This window comes from Paracoccus hibiscisoli (assembly GCF_005048265.1).
GTDB lineage: Bacteria > Pseudomonadota > Alphaproteobacteria > Rhodobacterales > Rhodobacteraceae > Paracoccus > Paracoccus hibiscisoli.
In genome coordinates, this window is record NZ_SUNH01000003.1 from 1 (window position 1) to 20587 (window position 20587).

Below are 20587 nucleotides of genomic sequence, written 5' to 3' on the forward strand. Positions count from 1 at the left end.
TTTCCTGTGTTATTGTTGGTTCTGCGTGTGGGGTTGGGTTTGGTGGGGGGGGGGGGCCCCCACCGCCCCCCGCCGGTCTTATCAGCGGAACAGCGACATGACGGCCGACGGACCCTGGTTGGCGATCGACAGCGCCTGGATGCCCAGCTGCTGCTGCGTCTGCAGCGCCTGGAGGCGGGCCGAGGCCTCTTCCATGTCCGCGTCCACCAGCGAGCCGATGCCGGTCTTCAGCGAATCCGACAGCTTGCCCACGAAGCTGGACTGGTCCGAGATCCGTTTGCCAGCCGAACCGAGATCCGCGGCACCCTGCACTGCGATGTCGATCAGGTCTTCGAGCGCAGTGATGGCCGCCTCGGCGCTAGCCCGGTCGCTGATGGTGCCGATAGACGTCAGGTCGAGCCCGGCCTCGAAATCAACCGAGTCAACCTCGATGTTGCTGGCACCAGTCGTCGCCGCGCCGTTGGTACGATCCAACGATCCCAGGACCGTGAACGCAGTGTTGCCGGCGGTCGGCTCGGTCTTGAGCAGGTTCACCCCGTTCAGCTGCGTGCCTTCGATGATCGCGGTGATCTGTTCGATCTTCTTGGCCATATCGGTGTCGATCTTGGCGAAATCGGCCGCATCGTTTGCGCCGCCGATGGCGAGGTTCTTCATCTCCTTCAGCAGGTCGGTGATCTGCTCGGCACCGGCGCGGGCAGTGCCAACCACGGCGTCGGCCACGTTCAGGTTCGACTGGATCGTCTTGAACGCCGACTGGTCGGTTTCCATGACTTTCGAGATCGCCCAGACGGCGGCGTTGTCCTTGGCGTTCGCGACGGTCTTGCCGGTCGCGATGTCCGACTGGGTTTTACCCAGCTGAGAGTTGATGCTTTTCAGGGTCTGCAGCGCGACCATGGCGCTGTTGTTGGTCAGAATGCTGGACATGGTGTCCTCCGTTCAAGGTGCTTTGCACCGGGGTTGCATCTTGTGGCCTTCTGACCTGTCGGGCGTCTGCCCTTGCCATCTTCCTGGCATGTGACCGGTGTATCCGCCGGTTCTTTACAACTAGTGAAAATCGCCCCTCCGCTCAAACGAACCTTCTGTCGGATTTTACTAAAACCGCTGCGGAGCGTTGGCGCGGGTTTCGCTGACCGTGCGCCGACCCAGGGAATCATAGGTCTGCAGGCTGCGCGCGGCCTGAACGATGGCGCGCACCTGTTCGGCGGCCTGCTGGGCGCCGCGCAGCGAGGCCTCGGCCAGGGCGCGCAGGTCCGCCAGGCCCGGTTCCAGCGCCTCGCGCGTGGGTGCGTCTATCCCCTTGCGGGCGGCGGTCCGCGCCAGCGCGTCGATCGCGTCCAAGGCCATCGGCGCATCCCCCGCCAGCAGCGCCGCGCGAATCTGGCCCATCTGGCGGATCAGGGCGCGGCTCATGTCCGACGCTCCAGCATGGCGGCAAAGCCGAGATCCAGCTTGCCCGCCAGCAATCCCGCATGCTCTCGCGTCAGGAAGCTGGAGAACTGCTCCTCTCCGGCGCCGCCGGAGAAGCCGCCCTCGGAGGCCTGGGGGCCGCAATATTTCAGCATCTCCTCCAGAAAGGCCTGTTCCAGCTGGTCGGCCACGGCCAGATGCGCGGCCTGTGGCGCCGGCATCGAATGGATGGGTTCGATCTGCATTCTGTCCCCGCAATTCATGACGATACGGTTCAAATTATCGGGGAGCGGTAAATTATTGGTAAGGAATCCGGGGTATTCAGGAAAAAACCCACGAGGCTGTCCCCATGGTTGATATCCAGATCGTCCCGACCCCATCCCCGCAGCCCGTCCCCTTGGCCGGAAGCGTTCCCGCGACGGGGGGCGGCGATTCGGGGTTTGCCCTCTGGCCGGGCCTGGGTTGGCCGGGGACGCCCTGGCCGGTCGCCGCCAGCCCGGTGGCGACGCCTGTCGCGCCGCCGCCCGCAGACGGGGCGGCTGTCGCGCCGGACCCCCTGTCTGCCTGGATGGAGGAGCAGCAGGGCTTTAGCAGCCAGTTCGCCCCCGCACCGTCGGACCCCCTGATCGACCTGGCCGACCCGGAGCAACCGCCGATGATCGCGACCCTGCCGCCGGCAGCGTCTGAGACACCCGAGCCGGAGCCCGCGCAGCCGGGCGCTCTGCCACAGCACGACGCCGTTCTTGGCGACACCCCGCCCGAAGACAGCGCCCCCGAAGGTCGCCCCGCGACGCCAGCCCCTGCCGCGCAACCCGTGCCGGATGCGATTGCCACCGTCGTTGCCGCCGCGCCCGTCGCCGCCGTTGCGGCCGCGCCCGTCCTTGCGGCGGAGACCCCGATTCGCGACCGTCGGCCCACCGTGCAATCCGACGCGCCGCGCGTCACCGCCCCTGGACCGGCCCCCGTCGCCGCGGCCGCACCCCCGATCGTGCCGGACCTTGCGGACGACCGGGTCATGCCACCGTCACCAAAGGCGACCGAGGCCAGCCAGTCCACTCCCACGCCGGGGACAGCGACGCCCGACCGCGTGGCTTCCACCCCACCCCGCGAGATGGCGGCGGCCCCGCGCCCCGAGGCGCCCGCACCCACCGGGCTGGCCGCAGCCTTGGCCGAATTCACCCCTGAATTGCCCCCGGGGGCAGAGCCGCTAGCGTCGCGGGTGACGCCGACGGGCGCTCCGGTCGCGGGCACGGCGGCATGGCAGGCGGCGGCGCAGGACCCCCGCCCCGTCCTGCAGCAGGTCGCCGAGGCGCTGGTCACCACGCGCGGCGACCGCACCGAGATCGCCCTGTCGCCCGAGGAGCTGGGCCGCATCCGCATGGTCATGTCCGGTCCCGACCGCGCGCATATCGTCATTTGGGCAGAGCGCCCCGAGACGCTGGACCTGGTGCGGCGCAATGCCGATCAGTTGGCGCAGCAGCTGGCCGAGGCCGGGGTGAATGCCGGAACGATGGAGTTCCGCCGCGACGACCGCCCGGAGTGGCAGGGCCACAGGGCCGATGCGTCCGAGCGTGACGGCGATGCCGTCGCGCCCGCTGCGGTCGCGATTCGGCTGTCCCAAACCCCGCTGAGCGACCGCCGCGTCGACATCAGATTGTAGGAGAAGATCATGGTCGATGCGATCGGTACAACGCCCCCCTCGATGCTGCCTGCGGGAAATGCTGCGGCGGGCGGGTTCTCGGGCGCCAGCACAGGGGCGGATTTCCAGACCTTCCTGACGATGCTGACCACCCAGCTGCGCAACCAGGACCCGCTGAGCCCGATGGAAAGCACCGATTTCGCGATCCAGCTGGCGACGTTTGCGGGCGTCGAGCAACAGGCGCTGAGCAACCGGTTCCTGGAGCAGATGGCCGGACAGACGGGCGGTGCGGGCATCGCGGGCTGGATCGGCAAGGAGGCACGGACCACCGCCCCCGTCTGGTTCGGCGACGATCCGATCACCCTGGACGTGGCGCCGCACAACCTGGCCGACAGCGTACAGCTGGTCGCGCGCGACGCCTATGGCCGCGAGGTGACGCGCGAGGAGATCGGGCCGGGGGCGGGCCAGATCGACTGGCTGGGCCGCACCGCCGAGGGGGCCAAGCTGGCCGACGGGGCCTACAGCTTTACCCTGGAAAGCCGGCGCGGCGGAGAGATGATCGCCGAGACGCGGGTCGGCGCCTATGCGCGCATCGTCGAGGCCCAGTTCGACGCCACCGGCGGGCGCGTGGTGTTCGAGGGCGGCACCTCGGCCCCGGCCGCCGAGATCACCGCGCTGCGCGATCCGGCCTGATCGCGGGGCCGGGCGGGGGCATCACCCGGGTCAGGGGCATCGCGGATCGGTGGCGGCGGAACAGCTGCGCGCGGGGGCCGCACGCTCACGCCGGGCTTGACGTGCGGGCCGGCAGGGGGCAGGCCGCAGGCACCGTTCCCGCCGACCACGCAAGGAGATGCGCATGGAGTTCGACCGCAAGATCAAGATCGCCCCGTCGATCCTGTCCGCCGATTTCGCCAATTTCGGGGCCGAGATCCGCGCCGTCGAGGATCAGGGCGCCGATTGGGTGCATGTCGACGTGATGGACGGGCATTTCGTGCCGAACCTGACCTTTGGCCCGCCCGCGGTGAAGGCCTTTCGGCCGCATGTGAAGACCGTCATGGACGTGCATCTGATGATCGCGCCGGTGGACGCCTCTATCGAGGCCTATGCCGAGGCGGGGGCCGACATGATCACGGCCCATGTCGAGGCCGGGCCGCATCCGCATCGCACCCTGCAGGCGATCCGTGCGACGGGGAAGAGGGCCGGGATCGCGCTGAACCCAGGGACCCCGGTCGAGGCGGTCGAATACCTGCTGGACCTGTGCGACATGGTGCTGGTGATGACGGTGAACCCCGGTTTCGGCGGACAGAAGTTCATCCACAGCCAGATCGACAAGATCGCCCGCCTGCGCGGGATGATCGGCGACCGGCCGATCCATATCCAGGTCGATGGTGGGGTGGACCCGGTGACGGCGCCGCTGGTGGCGCGGGCCGGGGCCGATGTGCTGGTCGCGGGATCGGCGGTCTTCAGGGGCGGATCGGTGGAGCGGGCCGATGTCTATGGCGCGAACATGCGCGCGATCCGCGAGGCCATCGCGGGGTGAGGGGCGGGCAAGGCCGGGGCCATCGAGGCCCCGGCCTTGCCGCGGGGCGGCGCCCCGCCCCGTCCCGCGGGCGTCATCGCGTTTGACAATGCCGCCCGGCCCGAGTTTGCTGCGCCCCGGCATCATGAGGAGAACGCGATGGATCTGGGCATCAGGGGCAAACGGGGGCTGGTCTGCGCGGCCTCCAAGGGGTTGGGGCGCGGATGCGCCGAGGCGCTGGCCGAGGCGGGCGTGAACCTGGTCATCAACGCCCGGACCGAGGCCGAGATCACCCGCACCGCCCATGAGATCGCCGCGAAACACGGCGTCGAGGTCACCCCCGTCGCCGCCGACATCACCACCGAGGAGGGCCGCGCCCGCGTGCTGGACGCGGTGGGCCAGGCCGACATCCTGGTGACCAATGCGGGCGGGCCGCCGCCGGGCAACTGGCAGGACTGGTCGCGCGAGGATTTTATCCGGGCGCTGGATGCCAACATGCTGTCGGCCATCGCGCTGATGCAGGCGCTGGTGCCGGGCATGATGGACCGGGGCTGGGGCCGGGTGGTCAACATCACCTCGGGGTCGGTGCGGTCTCCGATCTCGGTCTTGGGGCTGTCGAACACGGCGCGGACCGGGCTGACCGGCTTCGTCGCGGGCATGTCGCGTCAGGTGGCGGGCCAGGGCGTCTGCGTGAACAACCTGCTGCCCGGCATCCATGCGACCGACCGGGCCGACAGCCTGGACGCAGGCGTGGCCAAGGCCCAGGGGATCACCGTCGATCAGGCCCGCGCGCAGCGGCAGGCGACGATCCCCACCGGCACCTATGGCACGGCCGCCGATTTCGGCGCGACCTGCGCGTTCCTGTGCAGCCAGCAGGCGCGCTTCATCGTCGGGCAGAACGTGCTGCTGGATGGCGGCGCGCTGAACGTGACCGTGTAGGGCCGCGCGGTTGCAGGTCGGGGGCGCGGCTGATACGCAACCCCGACCGAAACCCCAAGGATTGCCCGTGACCGTGCCCCCCCGCCTGGAAGTTCAGGGACTGACGCGCCGTTTCGACGGCCGGGCGGTGGTGGACGATGTCAGCTTTCAGGTCGAGGCGGGCCAGGTCGCCTGCCTGCTGGGCCCCTCGGGTTGCGGCAAATCGACCACGCTGCGCATCGTGGCGGGCGTCGACATGCAGGACACGGGCCGCATCCTGGTCGACGGCCAGCTGGTCTGCGACACGCAGTTCCGCATCCCGCCCGAACAGCGCGCCATCGGCCTGATGTTCCAGGATTTCGCCTTGTTCCCGCATCTGCCCGTGCGCGACAACGTGGCGTTCGGCCTGGCGGGCGGCTGGAAGGCCAACCGCGCCCGCGTGGCCGAGCTGCTGGAGCGGGTGCACATGAGCCGCCATATCGACAGCTATCCCCATGAGCTGTCGGGCGGAGAGCAGCAGCGCGTGGCGCTGGCCCGGGCGCTGGCGCCGCGCCCGCGCGTGCTGCTGATGGACGAGCCGTTCAGCGGGCTGGACGAACGCCTGCGCGACGGCATCCGCGACGAGACGCTGGCCCTGCTGAAGGAGGAGGGCACCGCCGTCCTGCTGGTCACCCATGAGCCGCATGAGGCGATGCGCATGGCCGACCAGATCCTGCTGATGCGCGGTGGCCGGATCGTGCAGCAGGGCGCGCCCTATAACCTGTACAACGCGCCGGTGGACCGGCAGGCGGCGGGGTTCTTTAGCGATATCAACGTGCTGACCGGGCGGGTTCGCGGGGCGCTGACGGCGACGCCCTTTGGCGAATTCCTGACCCCCGGCCTGCCCGATGGGGCCGAGGTCGATATCGTCATCCGCCCGCAGCATCTGAAGATCGACTTTGACCGCGCGGGCCAGGGCCCCGCCCCCACCCCGCAGAACGGCACGGCGGCGCGCGCCCGCGTGACCCGGGCCCGCTATCTTGGCCGCGAATCGCTGGTCGAGTTCACCAGCGACGAGGGCACGATCACCCTGAACGCCACCGTGCCGGGGGTGTTCCTGCCGCCGCCGGGCACGCCGATGTGGCTGATGCTGCGCCGCGACCGGGTGTTCGTCTTTCCGCGCGGCTAGTCCTGGCCCGTGGCGCGGCGGTAATCGGCCAGCACCTGCGCCAGATGCAGCCGCCGCCCCGCCGGATCGGCCAGCCGCGCACAAAGGCGGCGGGCGCGCTGCGCGATCTGGCGCGCCTGGTCCTGATGGGCGCGGGCCCAGGCCAGGCGCAGGTCCAGATCGGCGCAGCCGGGCTGCAGCGGCAGGAAATGCACCTCGGGGCGGAACAGGGTGGACAGGAACCCCTCCCACCCGTCCTGCTCGATCAGGACCAGCGCGTGGCTGTTCAGCAGCGGCAGGGCGTCCGCATCGCCCTCGGACCCCGACAGGGCCAGGCGATAGCGCGCGGCGGGCGCGTCATCGCGGACAGGCGCGGGGGCGGTCAGGCCCGCCTGCGCCAGCACCCGGTCGCGGCGCGCATCGGGCGTCAGCGCGATGTCCAGACCGGGCCGCGCCGCCAGATCGGCCAGGACCGGCCAGCGCCCGGTGCGGGGCAGCAGGGCGCGGGCCGGGCCGTCGGCGCGATGCTCCAGCGCGGTGATCAGGGCTTCGGCGGTGTCCGCGCTGGCGGGGGCGTGGCCCGACAGGGTGCCGCGCCAGACCAGGCGGTCGGCGCGGTCGGACCAGTCGGGGTCCGCCACGGGCACGCCCGGAAAGCCGTCATTGCCGATCCGGTGCCGCCAGGGCGCGGGCCACAGAAAGACGTTGCGCGCCCCGCGCCTGCGCAGCGTGGCGATCAGCGGGCCATCGGCGGGGTTGTCCGGGTCGCTGCCCGCAAAGGTCGCCGGGCGCAGGTCCAGCCAGTAGCAGCCATGCCCGGTCACGCCCGCGATGTCATTGGCGACCGCCGCCGCGCGCAGCAGGCCGGGGCGCTGCGCGGCCAGGTGGAACAGCCCGTCGGGACCGCGCCGCAACGGCATGACCGCGCCATCGGCTCCGCGCAGCTGATCGGCCCCGAGGTCCAGACACAGCGCCTGCGCATGGGGCGGGCGGTCGATGCTGCCCTTTTGGCGCAGGCGGGCGGGGGCGGCCAGACGCGCCAGTTTCGCGGCCAGCTGGGCGCGGCGGTCGGGGTCCTGATCGGCGCCGGGCAGGGGTTCGTCCATCATCCGCAGGACGCGGGGCAGGTTCGCCTGCCGCGCGCGGCGCACCCCCTGCCCCGGCAGCGGCGGCAGATGCGGCAGGTCGTACCAAGGCGACAGCGCGGTTTGGTAATCGTCGGGGGTGGCGTGGTCGATATCGATGTCGATGAATTCCGCGCGGCCCGCGAAATGCGCGCGCACGCCCGCCAGATGGGCGTCCCAATCGGCCGCCCAGATGTCGCCCAAGGCCCCCAGGGGCACCCCCATCGCCGCCGCGATGCTGCGCGCATAGGCCCCGCCCCGGTGCAGATAGCGGCTGGCGATCCAATCCTCGACCCGGCGGGTGTTCAGCAGGAACACCGATCCGGGATAATGCGCATCCAGCAGGGCGTAATCCTTGAACGCCTCGATCACCGGCATGTTCAGGAAGCGCACCGATTCCATGTCGGTGAAGGCCGTGATGCTGTCGGCCCATCGCGCCAACGGCCGGGTGCCCGACAGCTTGGCGAAGGCGATGTCATCGGCCAGCGCCCCCTCCAGCCAATGCGCGGCGGGGATGCGGTTCAGGTCGAACAGCCGCGCGATGAAGGTCGTGCCGCATTTGTTGAAGCCGATCTGGAAGAACTTGGGCGGCATGGGCTGTCTGTCCGGGGTTGAGGCGCGACGATGCGCAGGCCGTGCGCGCCTGTCAACGCCTGCCCGCCCCTTGGGCGAAAAGCGCCGCTTTGGCGACCGGCTGCGACAAAGGTCTTGCCTTGCGACGGAGGCCCCGCTAGCACCGGGGGCAGGAATTCGGGAGACACCGGCACTGCGCCGGGGCCGAAGGAGAAGCCGCCCCGGCAAGCTCTCAGGCAAAAGGACCGTCTTCCCCAAGAACTCTGGAGAGTGGCCGCAAGGCCCGCCGAAGGGATAACGATCTCAGGCGCCGCTTGCGGCAGGGACAGAGGGGGCATCGACGTGCGGGGGCATTCCCCGTCCAACCGATGCCGGCTGTCCGGCTGACCCGCAGGAGGCCCGATGCCTGATCCGACCCGCCGCACAGGACTGTATGATCTTCATGTCGAACAGGGCGCCCGCATGGTGCCCTTTGCGGGCTGGGACATGCCGGTGCAATTCCCGATGGGGGTGATGGCCGAGCATCTGCACACCCGGCAGCGCGCCGGACTGTTCGATGTCAGCCATATGGGGCAGGTGCTGGTCACCCCCGATGACGGCCAGATGGCCACCGCCGCCGCCGCGCTGGAGACGCTGATCCCCGCCGATGTCGCGGGCCTGGCCGAGGGGCGGCAGCGTTACGGGCTGTTCACCAATGAGGCGGGCGGGATTCTGGACGATCTGATGTTCGCCAACCGGGGCGATCATTACCTGCTGGTCGTGAACGCGGCCTGTGCGGAGCAGGACATCGCGCATCTGCGGACGTTGGCGGGCGTGACGGTGACCCCGGTGACCGATCGCGGGCTGGTCGCGCTGCAGGGGCCGCAGGCGGAGTCGGCACTGGCGCGGCTGGTGCCGGGCGTGGCCGACATGCGGTTCATGGACAGCACGGCGCTGGACTGGGACGGGGTGGCGCTGTGGATTTCGCGGTCGGGCTATACCGGAGAGGACGGGTTCGAGATTTCGGTTCCCGAGACGCGGCTGGCGGATTTTGCGCGGGCGCTTCTGGCGCAGCCCGAGGTGGCGCCCATCGGTCTGGGGGCGCGCGACAGCCTGCGGCTGGAGGCGGGGATGCCGCTTTATGGGCACGACATGGACGCGGGCGTGACGCCCGCGCGGGCGGCGCTTGGTTGGTCGATCCCCAAGGTGCGCCGCACGGGCGGCGCGCGGGCGGGCGGGTTTCCCGGAGCGGACGTGATCCTGGCCGAGCTGGGCACGGCCCCGGTGACGCGGCGGGGCCTGCGCCCCGAGGGCCGCGCGCCGATCCGCGAGGGGGTCGCGCTGTTCTCCGACGATGGCGCGCCCATCGGGACGGTCAGTTCGGGCGGCTTTGGGCCGTCGGTGGGCGGACCGATCGCCATGGCGCGCATTCCCGCAGAGATTCCCGATGGCGCCACGATCCAGGCCGAGCTGCGCGGCAAGCGCGTGCCCCTGACGGTCTGCGCCCTGCCTTTCGTCACCCCCTCCTACAAACGCTGAGGATGTCATGCTGAAATATACCGAAGATCACGAATGGCTGCGCGCCGAGGGCGAAGAGATCGTTGTGGGGATCACCAAGCATGCCAGCGACCAGCTGGGCGATGTGGTCTTTATCGAGCTGCCCGAGGCGGGCCGCGCCGTCGAGGCGGGCGAGGAGATCGTGGTGATCGAGAGCGTCAAGGCCGCCAGCGACATCGTGGCCCCCGTGGCGGGCACGATCACGGCGGTGAACGAGGCGCTGTCCGACAGCCCCGGCGACGTGAACGGCGATCCGATGACGGCGTGGTTCTTTCGCATCAAGCCTGCGGATGCGGGGGCGATGGACGGGTTCATGGACGAGGCGGCCTATAAGGCGCTGGTCGAGTGAGCGACGGCCGGGGGCGCTTCGCCCCCCGGACCCCCCGAGGATATTTCAGTGAAGAAGAAGGGGCTGGCCCGCCCCGCAAGGAGGCGTGATGAGCCGCTGGACCGCAAGCACATACAACCCCGACGATTTCGCCAACCGGCGCCATATCGGGCCGTCCCCGTCCGAGATGGAGGCCATGCTGAAGGCGGTGGGGGCCGACAGCCTGGATCAGTTGATCGAGCAGACCGTGCCCGCCGCCATCCGCCAGTCGGACGCGCTGGACTGGCCGGCTTTGTCCGAGGCCGGGCTGCTGGCGCGCATGCGCGAGGTGGCGGACAAGAACCGGGTGATGACCAGCTTGATCGGGCAGGGCTATTACGGCACCGTCACGCCGCCCGCGATCCAGCGCAACATCCTGGAGAACCCGGCCTGGTACACGGCCTATACGCCCTATCAGCCGGAGATCGCGCAGGGGCGGCTGGAGGCGCTGCTGAATTTCCAGACCATGGTGGCGGATCTGACCGGGCTGCCGGTGGCGAATGCGTCGCTGCTGGACGAGGCGACGGCGGCGGCCGAGGCGATGGCCATGGCGCGGCGGCAGTCCAAGTCCAAGGCGGATGCGTTCTTTGTCGCCCATGACCTGCACCCGCAGACCATCGCCGTGATCGAGACGCGGGCGGCGCCCTTGGGCATCCGCATCATCAAGGGCTCGGTCGATGATCTGGTGGCGGATCAGGTGTTCGCCGCCGTGTTCCAGTACCCCGGCACCTATGGCCATGTCCGCGACCTGACGCCCGAGATCGAGGCGCTGCATGGCGCAGGCGCGCTGGCCATCGTGGCGACCGACCTGCTGGCGCTGTGCGTCCTGAAGGAGCCGGGCGCGATGGGCGCGGACATCGCCGTCGGATCGTCGCAACGCTTTGGCGTGCCGATGGGATATGGCGGGCCGCATGCGGCCTTCATGTCCTGCCGGGACGCGCTGAAGCGGGCGATGCCGGGGCGCATCGTGGGCGTCAGCATCGACAGTTCGGGCAACCAGGCGCTGCGCCTGTCGCTGCAGACGCGCGAGCAGCATATCCGCCGCGAGAAAGCCACCAGCAATGTCTGCACGGCGCAGGCGCTGTTGGCGGTGATGGCGGGGTTCTATGCGGTGTTCCACGGCCCCGTCGGCCTGCGCGCCATCGCGCAGCGGGTGCATCTGCATGCGGTGACGGTGTCCGATGCGCTGCGTGCGGCGGGGGCCGAGGTTGCGCCGGAGGCGTTCTTTGACACGATCACCGTCAAGGTGGGCGTGGGCCAGCAGGGCATCATGGCCGCGGCCCGGCACCGCGGCATCAACCTGCGCAAGGTCGGCCGCGATCGCGTGGGCATCAGCGTGGACGAGACGACCGATGCGGGCGTGATCACCCGCCTGCTGGACGCGTTCGGGATCACCGATGCGGCCCCCGCCGCGACAGCCCCGTCCATCCCCGAGGCGCTGCTGCGCGAGAGCGACTATCTGACCCATCCGGTCTTCCACATGAACCGGGCCGAGTCCGAGATGATGCGCTATATGCGCCGCCTGTCGGACCGCGATCTGGCGCTGGACCGGGCGATGATCCCGCTTGGCAGCTGCACGATGAAGCTGAACGCCGCGGCCGAGATGATGCCGATCACCTGGCCGGAATTCGGCGCGCTGCACCCCTTCGCGCCGCATGACCAGGCGGCGGGGTATCACGAGGCCATCGCAGATCTGACCGAAAAGCTGTGCGTGATCACCGGATACGACGCGTTTTCCATGCAGCCGAACAGCGGCGCGCAGGGGGAATATGCCGGTCTGCTGACCATCCAAGCCTATCACAGGGCGCGCGGAGAGGAGCGCGACATCTGCCTGATCCCCGTGTCGGCGCATGGCACGAACCCGGCATCGGCGCAGATGTGCGGGATGCAGGTCGTCGTGGTGAAATCGGCCCCGAACGGCGACATCGACCTGGAGGATTTCGCCGACAAGGCGGCGAAGGCCGGCGACCGGCTGGCGGCGGTGATGATCACCTATCCCAGCACCCATGGCGTGTTCGAGGACACGGTCCGGCAGGTCTGCGACATCACGCATGACCATGGCGGTCAGGTCTATATCGACGGCGCGAACATGAACGCGCTGGTCGGTCTGGTGAAGCCCGGGGAAATCGGCGGCGATGTCAGCCACCTGAACCTGCACAAGACCTTTGCCATCCCGCATGGCGGCGGCGGTCCCGGCATGGGGCCGATCGGGGTCAAGGCGCATCTGGCGCCCTATCTGCCCGGCGATCCGCAGGGTGGCGAAGGGGCCGTGTCGGCGGCGCCCTATGGGTCGGCGTCGATCCTGCTGATCAGTTGGGCCTATTGCCTGATGATGGGCGGCGAAGGCCTGACCCAGGCCACGCGCGTGGCGATCCTGAACGCGAACTATATCGCGGCGCGGCTGGCAGGGGCCTATCCGATCCTGTTCATGGGCAATCGCGGCCGGGTGGCGCATGAATGCATCATCGACACGCGGCCCTTTGCCGAACATGGCGTGACGGTGGACGACATCGCCAAGCGCCTGATCGACAACGGTTTCCACGCCCCCACCATGAGCTGGCCGGTCAGCGGCACCCTGATGGTCGAGCCCACCGAGAGCGAGACCAAGGCCGAGATCGACCGCTTCATCACCGCCCTGCTGGCCATCCGGGACGAGATCACAGATGTGGCCGAGGGCCGCATTGCCGCCGATCAAAGCCCCCTGCGCCACGCCCCCCACACGGTCGAGGATCTGGTCCGCGATTGGGACCGCCCCTATTCGCGCGAACAGGGCTGTTTCCCGGCGGGCGCCTTCCGGGTGGACAAGTACTGGCCCCCCGTGGGTCGCGTGGACAATGCCCATGGCGACCGCAATCTGATCTGCACCTGCCCGCCGCTGGACAGCTACGCCCAGGCCGCAGAATAGGCCCCGGCCACGACCCGCGCCGCCTCTTGACAAACGGCGGCGCGGGTTTACACCTTTCGCGCATGGGGTCGTAGCTCAGTTGGTAGAGCGCGTCGTTCGCAATGACGAGGTCAGGGGTTCGATTCCCCTCGGCTCCACCAGATTTCCGGAACCGTCCCTTTTGTCGGCGACTTTGCGCCCCCTCGCGCAGGTGTGTCGGAACTTCGTCCTGCGGTTGCTGTTGGCTTGGCAGTGACGACCAGGAGGATCACATGTTCCAGAAGATAGCCATCGCCACGCTGCTTGCGTCCCTGCCCATCAGCGCCTTGGCGCAGGACGCGGAGGGTGCGTTCACTCTGCCCGACCTGCCCTATGCCGCCGACGCGCTGGCGCCGGTGATCGATGCCGAGACGATGGAGTTGCATCACGGCCGCCACCATCAGTCCTATGTCGACAACCTGAACAACGCCATCGAAGCCAGCGACGCCCCCGAGGGCACCGCGCTGGAGGATCTGGTCGCGCAGGCCGGCACCTTCACCACCGCGATCCGCAACAATGCGGGCGGTCATTGGAACCATACCTTCTTCTGGGAGAGCATGGCCCCCACCGACGAGACCGGAGAGATGTCGCCCGAACTGACCGAGGCCATCGACACCGTCTTTGGGTCGCAGGAGGCGTTCCGCACGGCCTTTCAGGAGGCCGGCACCGGGCAGTTCGGGTCGGGCTGGGTCTGGCTAATCGTCAATGATCAGAACCAGTTGCAGATCACCGCGACGCCGAACCAGGACAACCCGCTGATGGACGTGGCCGACCAGCAGGGAACGCCCCTGTTGGGCAATGACGTGTGGGAGCACGCCTATTACCTGAACTACAACAACCGCCGCGCCGAATATCTGGAAAGCTGGTGGGACGTGGTGAATTGGGACGTGGTGTCCGAACGCTATCAGGCGGCACTGGCCGACTGATGCACGCCCTCTGACCCGCGGCGCGGGTCAGAGGATGAAATCGGCCTCCGACAGGTTCAGCTGACCGGTCAGGCGGATCACCCCATCCGCCTGACCGTCGCCATTCGTGTCCAGCAGGATGCAGGTGGTGTTGGTCTGAGGCAGGCGCTGGACCACCAGTTGCGCGCCCTCTCCGGCGGTCAGGCGGTCGGTGATCTCGAACGCCTGGTTGCCGGGCGTGCGCCAATCCGCGTCGATGGCCGACAGGTCGATCCGGTCGGTGCCCCGGCGGAAATCGGCGATCAGGTCCGCCGCGCCGAGGGGACTGTCGCCGATGCTGCGGAAGACGAACAGATCGGCCCCCGCACCCCCGGTCAGCATGTCGACGCCCTGCCCGCCGATCAGCGTGTCATTGCCCAGACCGCCCATCAGCCGGTCCGCGCCCATGCCGCCATGCATCCAGTCATTGCCCATCCCGCCTTCCAGCGGGTCGGCGCCCGCGCGCCCCTCCAGTCGGTCATGGCCCGCGCCGCCGCGCAGCAGGTTGTTCTGCGCATTGCCCAGCAGCGTGTCCTGACCCGCGCCGCCCTCGATGTTCTCGACCCCGCGGATGATGTCCAGGCCCATGCGGGTGTCCTGCCGGCCCGTCACACCCAGGTCGATGCGAACGCCTTGCGCGCCCTGGATCACCACCCAGTCGGTCCCGGCACCCCCATCCAGCAGATCGCTGCCCGCATCCATCAGCAGCCGATCCTGGCCTGCGCCGCCGAACAGCATGTCATTGCCCGTGCCGCCGCCCAGGGTGTCGTCGCCGCCATTGCCATAGAGCGTGTCATTGCCCGCCATCCCGAAGGCGCGGTCGGCCTCGAAGCTGAGCCGGAACACATCATTGCCGGACAGCGCGCGTTCGATCAGGCGCAGGTCGTCGGCACGCGACAGGGTCAGGCTCGCATTGTAGATATCCGCCAGCGGGACGTTGATGCGGTCGAACTCCCACAGCTGCTCATAGGATGTGCCTGCCACCCAGCCCTCGGTGATGACGGTAACCGTGCCGCCGGTGATCCGGTCGCCGTTTGTGCGGAATCCCGAGCCGCCAAAGCCCACCTCATAGAGGTCCTTGGACCCCTCATAGACGACGACCAGCAGATCCTCGATCAGCCGGCCACGGTTCGCGATATAGCTATCATCATAGAATTCGGCGCCCAGAGAGTCGTAATAGAGGACGCTGAGATCGAAATTGTTCTGGTCGAAACCGCGATACGCGTAAATCTGTGCCATCGTGAAACCCTCAGGGACGGCACGCGCGGAAACAGCCCGCTTCAGCCGATTCAGGAATCAATAGCGCCTGCGTGGACAAGCCGTCAAAGCCTATACGCAGCTGTCGTCAATTTTCGGGCGGGGTCTAGAGGCCCGCATCCTCGGGCAGGCCCAACATGATGTTCAGGTTCTGCACCGCCGCCCCCGACGCGCCCTTGCCCAGATTGTCCAACACCGCGACGATGGTAGCGCAGCCCGCCTCGTCATCACCATGCACGCTGATGCGCAGGACGTTGGTGCCGTTCATGGCCGTCGGGTCGATCCGCGCGCCGATCTGATCGGCGGGCACCACCTGGACGAAGGGTTCGGCGGCATAGTGATCCGCCAGCGCCTGATGCAGGGCGGCGACATGGCGGTCGTCGTCCAGGTGCAGCGGCAATTGCACCGCCATCCCTTGGGCGAAATTGCCGACCGCGGGCGCAAAGACCGGCTGCAGCAGCAGACCGCCATGGGTCATGATTTCGGGGATGTGCTTGTGGCGCTGGTTCAGACCATAGACGAAATGCGCGGGCGCCGTGCCCGCGTCATATTCCGCGATCAGCGCCTTGCCGCCGCCGGTATAGCCGCTGACCGCGTTGATCGACAGCGCCTCGGATTCCTGGATCAGGCCAGCGGCGACCAGGGGCGCCACGATGGCGATGGCCCCGGTGGAATAGCAGCCGGGGTTGCTGACATGGCGCGCGGCGGCGATCATCTCGCGCATTTCGGGGGCCAGTTCGGGAAAGCCGAAGACCCAGGCCGGGTCGATCCGATAGGCGGTCGAGGCATCGATCAGACGCACGTCCATCTCGGCGGTGAGGGCCACGGCCTCGCGCGCGGCATCGTCGGGCAGGCACAGGATGGCGACATCGGCCTGCGCGAAACAGGCGGCCCGCGCGGCGGGGTCCTTGCGGTGGGCGGGGTCCAGCTGAACCAGGCGGATGTCGTCGCGTCCCAGCAGGCGGTCGCGGATCTGCAGGCCGGTCGTGCCGGCCTCGCCATCGATGAAGACGCTGTGGGTCATGGTGTCAGCCTTTCGCGGGTGTCGCGCCCTTTTAGCGGATCGCCGCAGGGGTCACAACGCCGCAGCGTCAGATGCTGCAGATCTCGGACCGGGTCAGGAAGCGTTTCTCGCGACCGTTGTCCAGGCTGAACATGCCGCCGCGCCCGGCCACCACGTCGATGATCAGGTCGGTATGCGCCCAGGCCTCGGCCTGGCTGGCCGAGATGTAGAAGGGCGCACCGCCGATCTCTCCCAGCTTGACGTCCCGCTCTCCCACGCGGAAATCGCCCTGCGGATAGCACATGGGCGAGGACCCGTCGCAGCAGCCCCCCGATTGGTGGAACAGGACCGGGCCGTGATCGGCCACGATCTCCTCGATCAGCTGCAGGGCGGCGGGGGTGGCGGTGACGGTGCTCATGTCTTCAGCCTTTTCTTGAGAAACCGCAGGACCTGCTCCTCCTCGGGGCGCAGGGCGGCGGTGGTCAGGGTGTCGTCGATCCGGTCGCGCAGATCCAACGTCAGGTCGTCCGCCAGATAGGCGGCGATGATCTGGGGATGCACATAGCATTGCCGGCAGATGGTGGGCGTGTTGCCAAGGCGCGCGGCCACAGCCTCGATCGCGTCGCGCACGTTGCGTTTGGCGGCGGCCTCGCTGTCGGCCTTCTCATATTCGGACAGCGCCAGGGCGGCCAGGACGGTGCCGGTCCAGGTCCGGAAATCCTTGGCGGTGATCTGGCGGCCCGTGACCGCGCGCAGATAGTCGTTCACCTCGGTCGAGGTGACGCGATGGCGGGTGCCGTCCTCGTCCAGATACTGGAACAGATGCTGGCCCGGAATGTCCTGCACGGCGCGGATGATGCGCGCCACGCGGCGGTCGCGCAGGCCCAGATCCCATTCCTTGCCCGACTTGCCCTTGAAGCGGAACCGCACCTGGTTTCCCTCCAGCGCGACATGGCGCATGCGCAGGGTGGTCAGGCCGTGGGACTTGTTCTCGCGCGCATAGCGGGTGTTGCCGACCCGGATCATGGTGTTCTCCAACAGGAACACGATGGTCGCCAGCACCTTTTCGGCAGGCAGGCCGCGCCGCGCCATGTCGGCATCGACCCGCCCCCGCAGGTCGGGCAGCACCCGCGCGAAATCCAGCATGCGGTCGTATTTGCTGCTGTCGCGCAGGGAGCGGAAATCGGGGTGATAGCGGTATTGCTTGCGTCCCTTGGCGTCGCGCCCGGTGGCCAGGATATGGCCGCGCGGATCGGGGCAGATCCAGACATCGTCATAGGCGGGCGGGATGGCCAACGCGGCCAGCCGCTTGCGTTCGGCGCGGTCGGTGATCGTGCGCCCCTGCGCGTCCTTGTAGGAGAACCCCTTGCCCGCGCGCCGCCGGGTGATGCCCGGCATGTCGTCGTTGACATAGGTCAGGCCCGCCGACAATGCGGCGTCCTCTGGGTCGATGATGCTGTCCTTGGGCATGGGCGCGTCCGTTGCTGGCCTTGTGCCCCAACGCCACGGGATCGGTCGGGGTTGCGGACGGCCCGACGGGCCGCCCGCGATGGCATCAGAAAAAGCCCAGCTTCTTGGGGCTGTAGCTGACCAGCATGTTCTTGGTCTGCTGATAATGGTCCAGCATCATGCGGTGGTTTTCGCGCCCGATGCCCGACTGCTTGTAGCCGCCGAAAGCCGCATGGGCCGGATAGGCGTGATAGCAGTTGGTCCAGACCCGGCCCGCCTGGATCGCGCGGCCAAAGCGATAGCAGGTGTTCGCATCGCGCGACCACAGGCCCGCGCCCAGCCCATACAGCGTGTCATTGGCGATCGACAGCGCCTCGTCCTGGTCCTTGAAGGTGGTCACGGACACGACGGGGCCAAAGATCTCCTCCTGGAAGACGCGCATCTTGTTGTGGCCCTTGAAGACCGTCGGCTTGATGTAATAGCCGCCCGACAGCTCTCCGCCGTGGTCCGCGGCCTCGCCGCCGATCAGCACTTCGGCGCCTTCCTTGCGGCCGATGTCGAAGTAGCTGAGGATCTTCTCCTTCTGCTCACTGCTGGCCTGCGCGCCGATCATCGTGGCGCTGTCGCGCGGGTCGCCCTGCACGATGGCCTCGACGCGCTTCAGGGCCTTTTCCATGAACTGGTCATAGATCCGCTCATGGATCAGGGCGCGCGACGGGCAGGTGCAGACCTCGCCCTGGTTCAGCGCGAACATCACGAAACCCTCGATCGCCTTGTCGAAGAAATCGTCATCCTCGCGGCAGACATCCTCCATGAAGATGTTGGGCGACTTGCCGCCCAGCTCCAGCGTGACCGGGATCAGGTTCTCGGACGCATACTGCATGATCAGGCGACCGGTGGTGGTCTCGCCGGTGAAGGCGATCTTGGAGATGCGCGGATTGCTGGCCAGCGGCTTGCCGGCCTCCAGGCCGAAGCCGTTGACGATGTTCAGCACGCCCGGCGGCAGGATGTCGGCGATCAGCTCGGCCCAGACCATGATCGTGGCGGGGGTCTGCTCGGCCGGTTTCAGCACCACGCAATTGCCGGCGGCCAGCGCGGGGGCCAGCTTCCAGCAGGCCATCAGCAGCGGAAAGTTCCACGGGATGATCTGGCCCACGACGCCCAGAGGCTCGTGGAAGTGATAGGCGATGGTGTCGTCGTCGATCTCGCTGATGCCGCCCTCCTGCGCGCGCAGCACGCCCGCGAAATAGCGGAAATGGTCGATGGCCAGCGGCAGGTCGGCGGCCATCGTCTCGCGGATGGGCTTGCCGTTGTCCCAGGTCTCGGCCGTGGCCAGCAGATCCAGATTGGCCTCCATGCGGTCCGCGATCTTCAGAAGCGCGTTCGAGCGGTCGGTGGTCGAAGTGCGGCCCCAGGCCCCCTTGGCCTTGTGGGCGGCGTCCAGCGCGGCCTCGATGTCATCGGCGTTCGACCGGGCAATCTCGCCGATCTCGGCACCGGTGATAGGGGTGGTGTTGGTGAAATAGCGGCCCGCCTTGGGCGCGACCCATTCCCCGCCGATGAAGTTGTCATAGCGGCGGGCAAAGGGCATCACGCCCACGCCCTTGAATTCATGCGTCTGGTCGTTCGGCATCGGTTCCTCCTCCTCAGGATGTCAGACCCCGGATCTCCCGGTCCGGGTATGGCATCACGGTCCCGCAAGGGCCGATTCGGGGCAACAGCCCATCCACGCCGCAGCGCAGAAGATGTCTCAATCGTGAGACAGTCGTGCCGGTTCGTCGCCGATTCCCAACCGCGCCATGCGCCGATACAGCGTCGCGCGGCCGATCCCCAAGGCGCGGGCGGCCTGGGACACGTTGCCCTCGGCACGCGCCAGGGCGCGAATGACGGCGGCGCGTTCGCCCCGGTCGAAACCGTGCAGGTCGTCCTGGCGGCCCAGCAGGTCGGCGGCGGGGCGGGGGCGGATCGCGCCCTCGCGCTCCAGCCCCAGGGCGCGGCGGGCGGCGCGGGTGGCGCCGATGGCCAGATCGTCGCGATCCACCGCCAGCAGCATGGCCTGTTCCGACGGGTCGTCCGAGGCCACCACGATCCGCGCCCCCGGAAAGCTGGAGCGGAAGAACACCGCCTCGATCGCGCGCGCGGTCGAGGCCACTTGCGCCGAGATCAGCCGGTTATAGCGTTCGGTCTGGTCCGCGCGCGCCGAACTGACATCCAGCGCCGCCAGCAGCCGCCCGTCGGGCCCCCAGATCGGCGCGTCCATGCAGGACATGGCGGTGTTGCGGGTGTGGAAATGTTCGTCGCGATGGATGGTCAGGGCGCGCCCCTCGGCCAGGCAGGTGCCGATGCCGTTGGTGCCCTGCGCGGCCTCGGACCAGTCGGCGCCCTGCCACAGGCCCCAGTCGCGAAACTGCTGGGCGTCGCCGTCCGAAACCCGCTGGTCCAGCACGATGCCATGCGCATCCGTCAACAGCACGTTGCAGCCCGACAGGCCGACCAGGTTGTACAGCTGATCCAGCTGCGGCCCGGCGACGGTCAGAAAACCCTGCATCGCCTGATGGCGGTCGGCCAGCTCTCGGTCGGACAGGCGGTCGGGGCGGCGGCGGTCTGCGGGGTCCAGCCCGTGCTTCAGCATGGACCGCCGCCAGGACGCGGCCAGCGCAGAGGTGGCGCTGCGCGATTGCGATTGCGCGGCCACACGGTCGGCGTGATTGCGGTGCATCGTGGTCTTCCTCCCCCCGATGCGGTGACTATAGCACGGTTTGCGGGGTGCGATCTGCGACT

At 68.6% G+C, this 20587-nt stretch carries 19 protein-coding genes, 1 tRNA gene and 1 riboswitch; of the genes, 10 read left to right on the forward strand and 10 right to left on the reverse strand.

What is annotated here, in order from left to right; genetic code table 11:
* Positions 1-81: 81 nt before the first annotated feature.
* The 3 genes from FA740_RS00995 to FA740_RS01005 form a co-directional block, all read right to left on the reverse strand.
* The gene (locus FA740_RS00995) at positions 82-924 is read right to left on the reverse strand and encodes a flagellin N-terminal helical domain-containing protein (protein ID WP_136854916.1); all 843 of its coding nucleotides are present in this window, start codon (positions 922-924) and stop codon (positions 82-84) included.
* 168 nt (positions 925-1092) lie between these two features.
* Complete coding sequence (locus tag FA740_RS01000) at positions 1093-1410, reverse strand: hypothetical protein (protein ID WP_136854917.1); 318 nt, start codon at positions 1408-1410, stop codon at positions 1093-1095.
* The gene (locus tag FA740_RS01005; protein WP_136854918.1) at positions 1407-1652 is read right to left on the reverse strand and encodes a rod-binding protein; all 246 of its coding nucleotides are present in this window, start codon (positions 1650-1652) and stop codon (positions 1407-1409) included. Before FA740_RS01005 ends, FA740_RS01000 begins: the two co-directional genes overlap by 4 nt.
* A 104-nt stretch (positions 1653-1756) precedes the next feature.
* Here FA740_RS01005 and FA740_RS01010 point away from each other — a divergent pair, with 104 nt between their 5' ends.
* The 5 genes from FA740_RS01010 to FA740_RS01030 all read left to right on the forward strand — a co-directional run bounded on the left by FA740_RS01010 (position 1757) and on the right by FA740_RS01030 (position 6651).
* Entirely contained in the window at positions 1757-3067 is a 1311-nt protein-coding gene (locus tag FA740_RS01010) for a flagellar hook-length control protein FliK (RefSeq protein ID WP_136854919.1), read from the forward strand.
* 9 nt (positions 3068-3076) lie between these two features.
* On the forward strand, positions 3077-3739 hold the full coding sequence (locus FA740_RS01015; protein WP_246053378.1) for a flagellar hook capping FlgD N-terminal domain-containing protein: 663 nt from the start codon (positions 3077-3079) through the stop codon (positions 3737-3739).
* Positions 3740-3902: 163 nt separating this feature from the next.
* Positions 3903-4586, forward strand: a complete 684-nt coding sequence (gene rpe, locus FA740_RS01020) for a ribulose-phosphate 3-epimerase (RefSeq protein WP_136854920.1) — start codon at positions 3903-3905, stop codon at positions 4584-4586.
* Positions 4587-4724: 138 nt separating this feature from the next.
* A complete protein-coding gene (locus tag FA740_RS01025) occupies positions 4725-5504 on the forward strand; it encodes an SDR family oxidoreductase (RefSeq protein ID WP_136854921.1) in 780 nt (259 codons plus the stop codon).
* Positions 5505-5571: 67 nt separating this feature from the next.
* Complete coding sequence (locus tag FA740_RS01030; RefSeq protein ID WP_136854922.1) at positions 5572-6651, forward strand: ABC transporter ATP-binding protein; 1080 nt, start codon at positions 5572-5574, stop codon at positions 6649-6651.
* Here the strand turns inward: FA740_RS01030 and FA740_RS01035 are convergent.
* Positions 6648-8348: a glycosyl transferase family 90 gene (locus FA740_RS01035; RefSeq protein ID WP_136854923.1), complete on the reverse strand. Its 1701-nt coding sequence runs from the start codon at positions 8346-8348 to the stop codon at positions 6648-6650. The two genes, FA740_RS01030 and FA740_RS01035, sit on opposite strands and share 4 nt — an antisense overlap.
* Positions 8349-8495: 147 nt before the next feature.
* A riboswitch (glycine riboswitch) is annotated at positions 8496-8585 on the forward strand.
* Between the two features lie 144 nt (positions 8586-8729).
* On the opposite strand from FA740_RS01035, the gene gcvT reads away from it, so the two are divergent.
* The 5 genes from gcvT (at position 8730) to FA740_RS01060 (ending at position 14079) form a co-directional block, all read left to right on the forward strand.
* The gene (gcvT, locus tag FA740_RS01040) at positions 8730-9845 is read left to right on the forward strand and encodes a glycine cleavage system aminomethyltransferase GcvT (RefSeq protein WP_136854924.1); all 1116 of its coding nucleotides are present in this window, start codon (positions 8730-8732) and stop codon (positions 9843-9845) included.
* Between the two features lie 10 nt (positions 9846-9855).
* Positions 9856-10212, forward strand: coding sequence for a glycine cleavage system protein GcvH (gcvH, locus tag FA740_RS01045; protein ID WP_211243623.1), 357 nt, complete (start codon positions 9856-9858; stop codon positions 10210-10212).
* 88 nt (positions 10213-10300) lie between these two features.
* A complete protein-coding gene (gcvP, locus tag FA740_RS01050) occupies positions 10301-13135 on the forward strand; it encodes an aminomethyl-transferring glycine dehydrogenase (protein WP_136854926.1) in 2835 nt (944 codons plus the stop codon).
* 64 nt (positions 13136-13199) lie between these two features.
* Positions 13200-13275: transfer RNA gene (locus FA740_RS01055), tRNA-Ala, on the forward strand.
* A 111-nt stretch (positions 13276-13386) separates the two neighbouring features.
* Positions 13387-14079 (forward strand): superoxide dismutase, encoded by a 693-nt coding sequence (locus tag FA740_RS01060; RefSeq protein ID WP_136854927.1) that lies wholly within the window; start codon positions 13387-13389, stop codon positions 14077-14079.
* A 27-nt stretch (positions 14080-14106) separates the two neighbouring features.
* Here FA740_RS01060 and FA740_RS20305 read toward each other — a convergent pair whose 3' ends face one another.
* The 6 genes from FA740_RS20305 to FA740_RS01090 all read right to left on the reverse strand — a co-directional run bounded on the left by FA740_RS20305 (position 14107) and on the right by FA740_RS01090 (position 20525).
* Complete coding sequence (locus FA740_RS20305; protein ID WP_136854928.1) at positions 14107-15336, reverse strand: calcium-binding protein; 1230 nt, start codon at positions 15334-15336, stop codon at positions 14107-14109.
* 124 nt (positions 15337-15460) lie between these two features.
* Entirely contained in the window at positions 15461-16378 is a 918-nt protein-coding gene (argC, locus tag FA740_RS01070) for an N-acetyl-gamma-glutamyl-phosphate reductase (RefSeq protein WP_136854929.1), read from the reverse strand.
* 67 nt (positions 16379-16445) lie between these two features.
* Positions 16446-16775 (reverse strand): DUF779 domain-containing protein, encoded by a 330-nt coding sequence (locus FA740_RS01075; protein ID WP_136854930.1) that lies wholly within the window; start codon positions 16773-16775, stop codon positions 16446-16448.
* The gene (locus FA740_RS01080; protein ID WP_136854931.1) at positions 16772-17827 is read right to left on the reverse strand and encodes a DNA topoisomerase IB; all 1056 of its coding nucleotides are present in this window, start codon (positions 17825-17827) and stop codon (positions 16772-16774) included. The genes FA740_RS01075 and FA740_RS01080 overlap by 4 nt, the downstream gene beginning before the upstream one ends.
* A gap of 85 nt (positions 17828-17912) precedes the next feature.
* Entirely contained in the window at positions 17913-19439 is a 1527-nt protein-coding gene (gene adh / locus FA740_RS01085; RefSeq protein WP_136854932.1) for an aldehyde dehydrogenase, read from the reverse strand.
* A 117-nt stretch (positions 19440-19556) separates the two neighbouring features.
* On the reverse strand, positions 19557-20525 hold the full coding sequence (locus FA740_RS01090; RefSeq protein ID WP_246053380.1) for a GAF domain-containing protein: 969 nt from the start codon (positions 20523-20525) through the stop codon (positions 19557-19559).
* Positions 20526-20587: the final 62 nt, after the last annotated feature.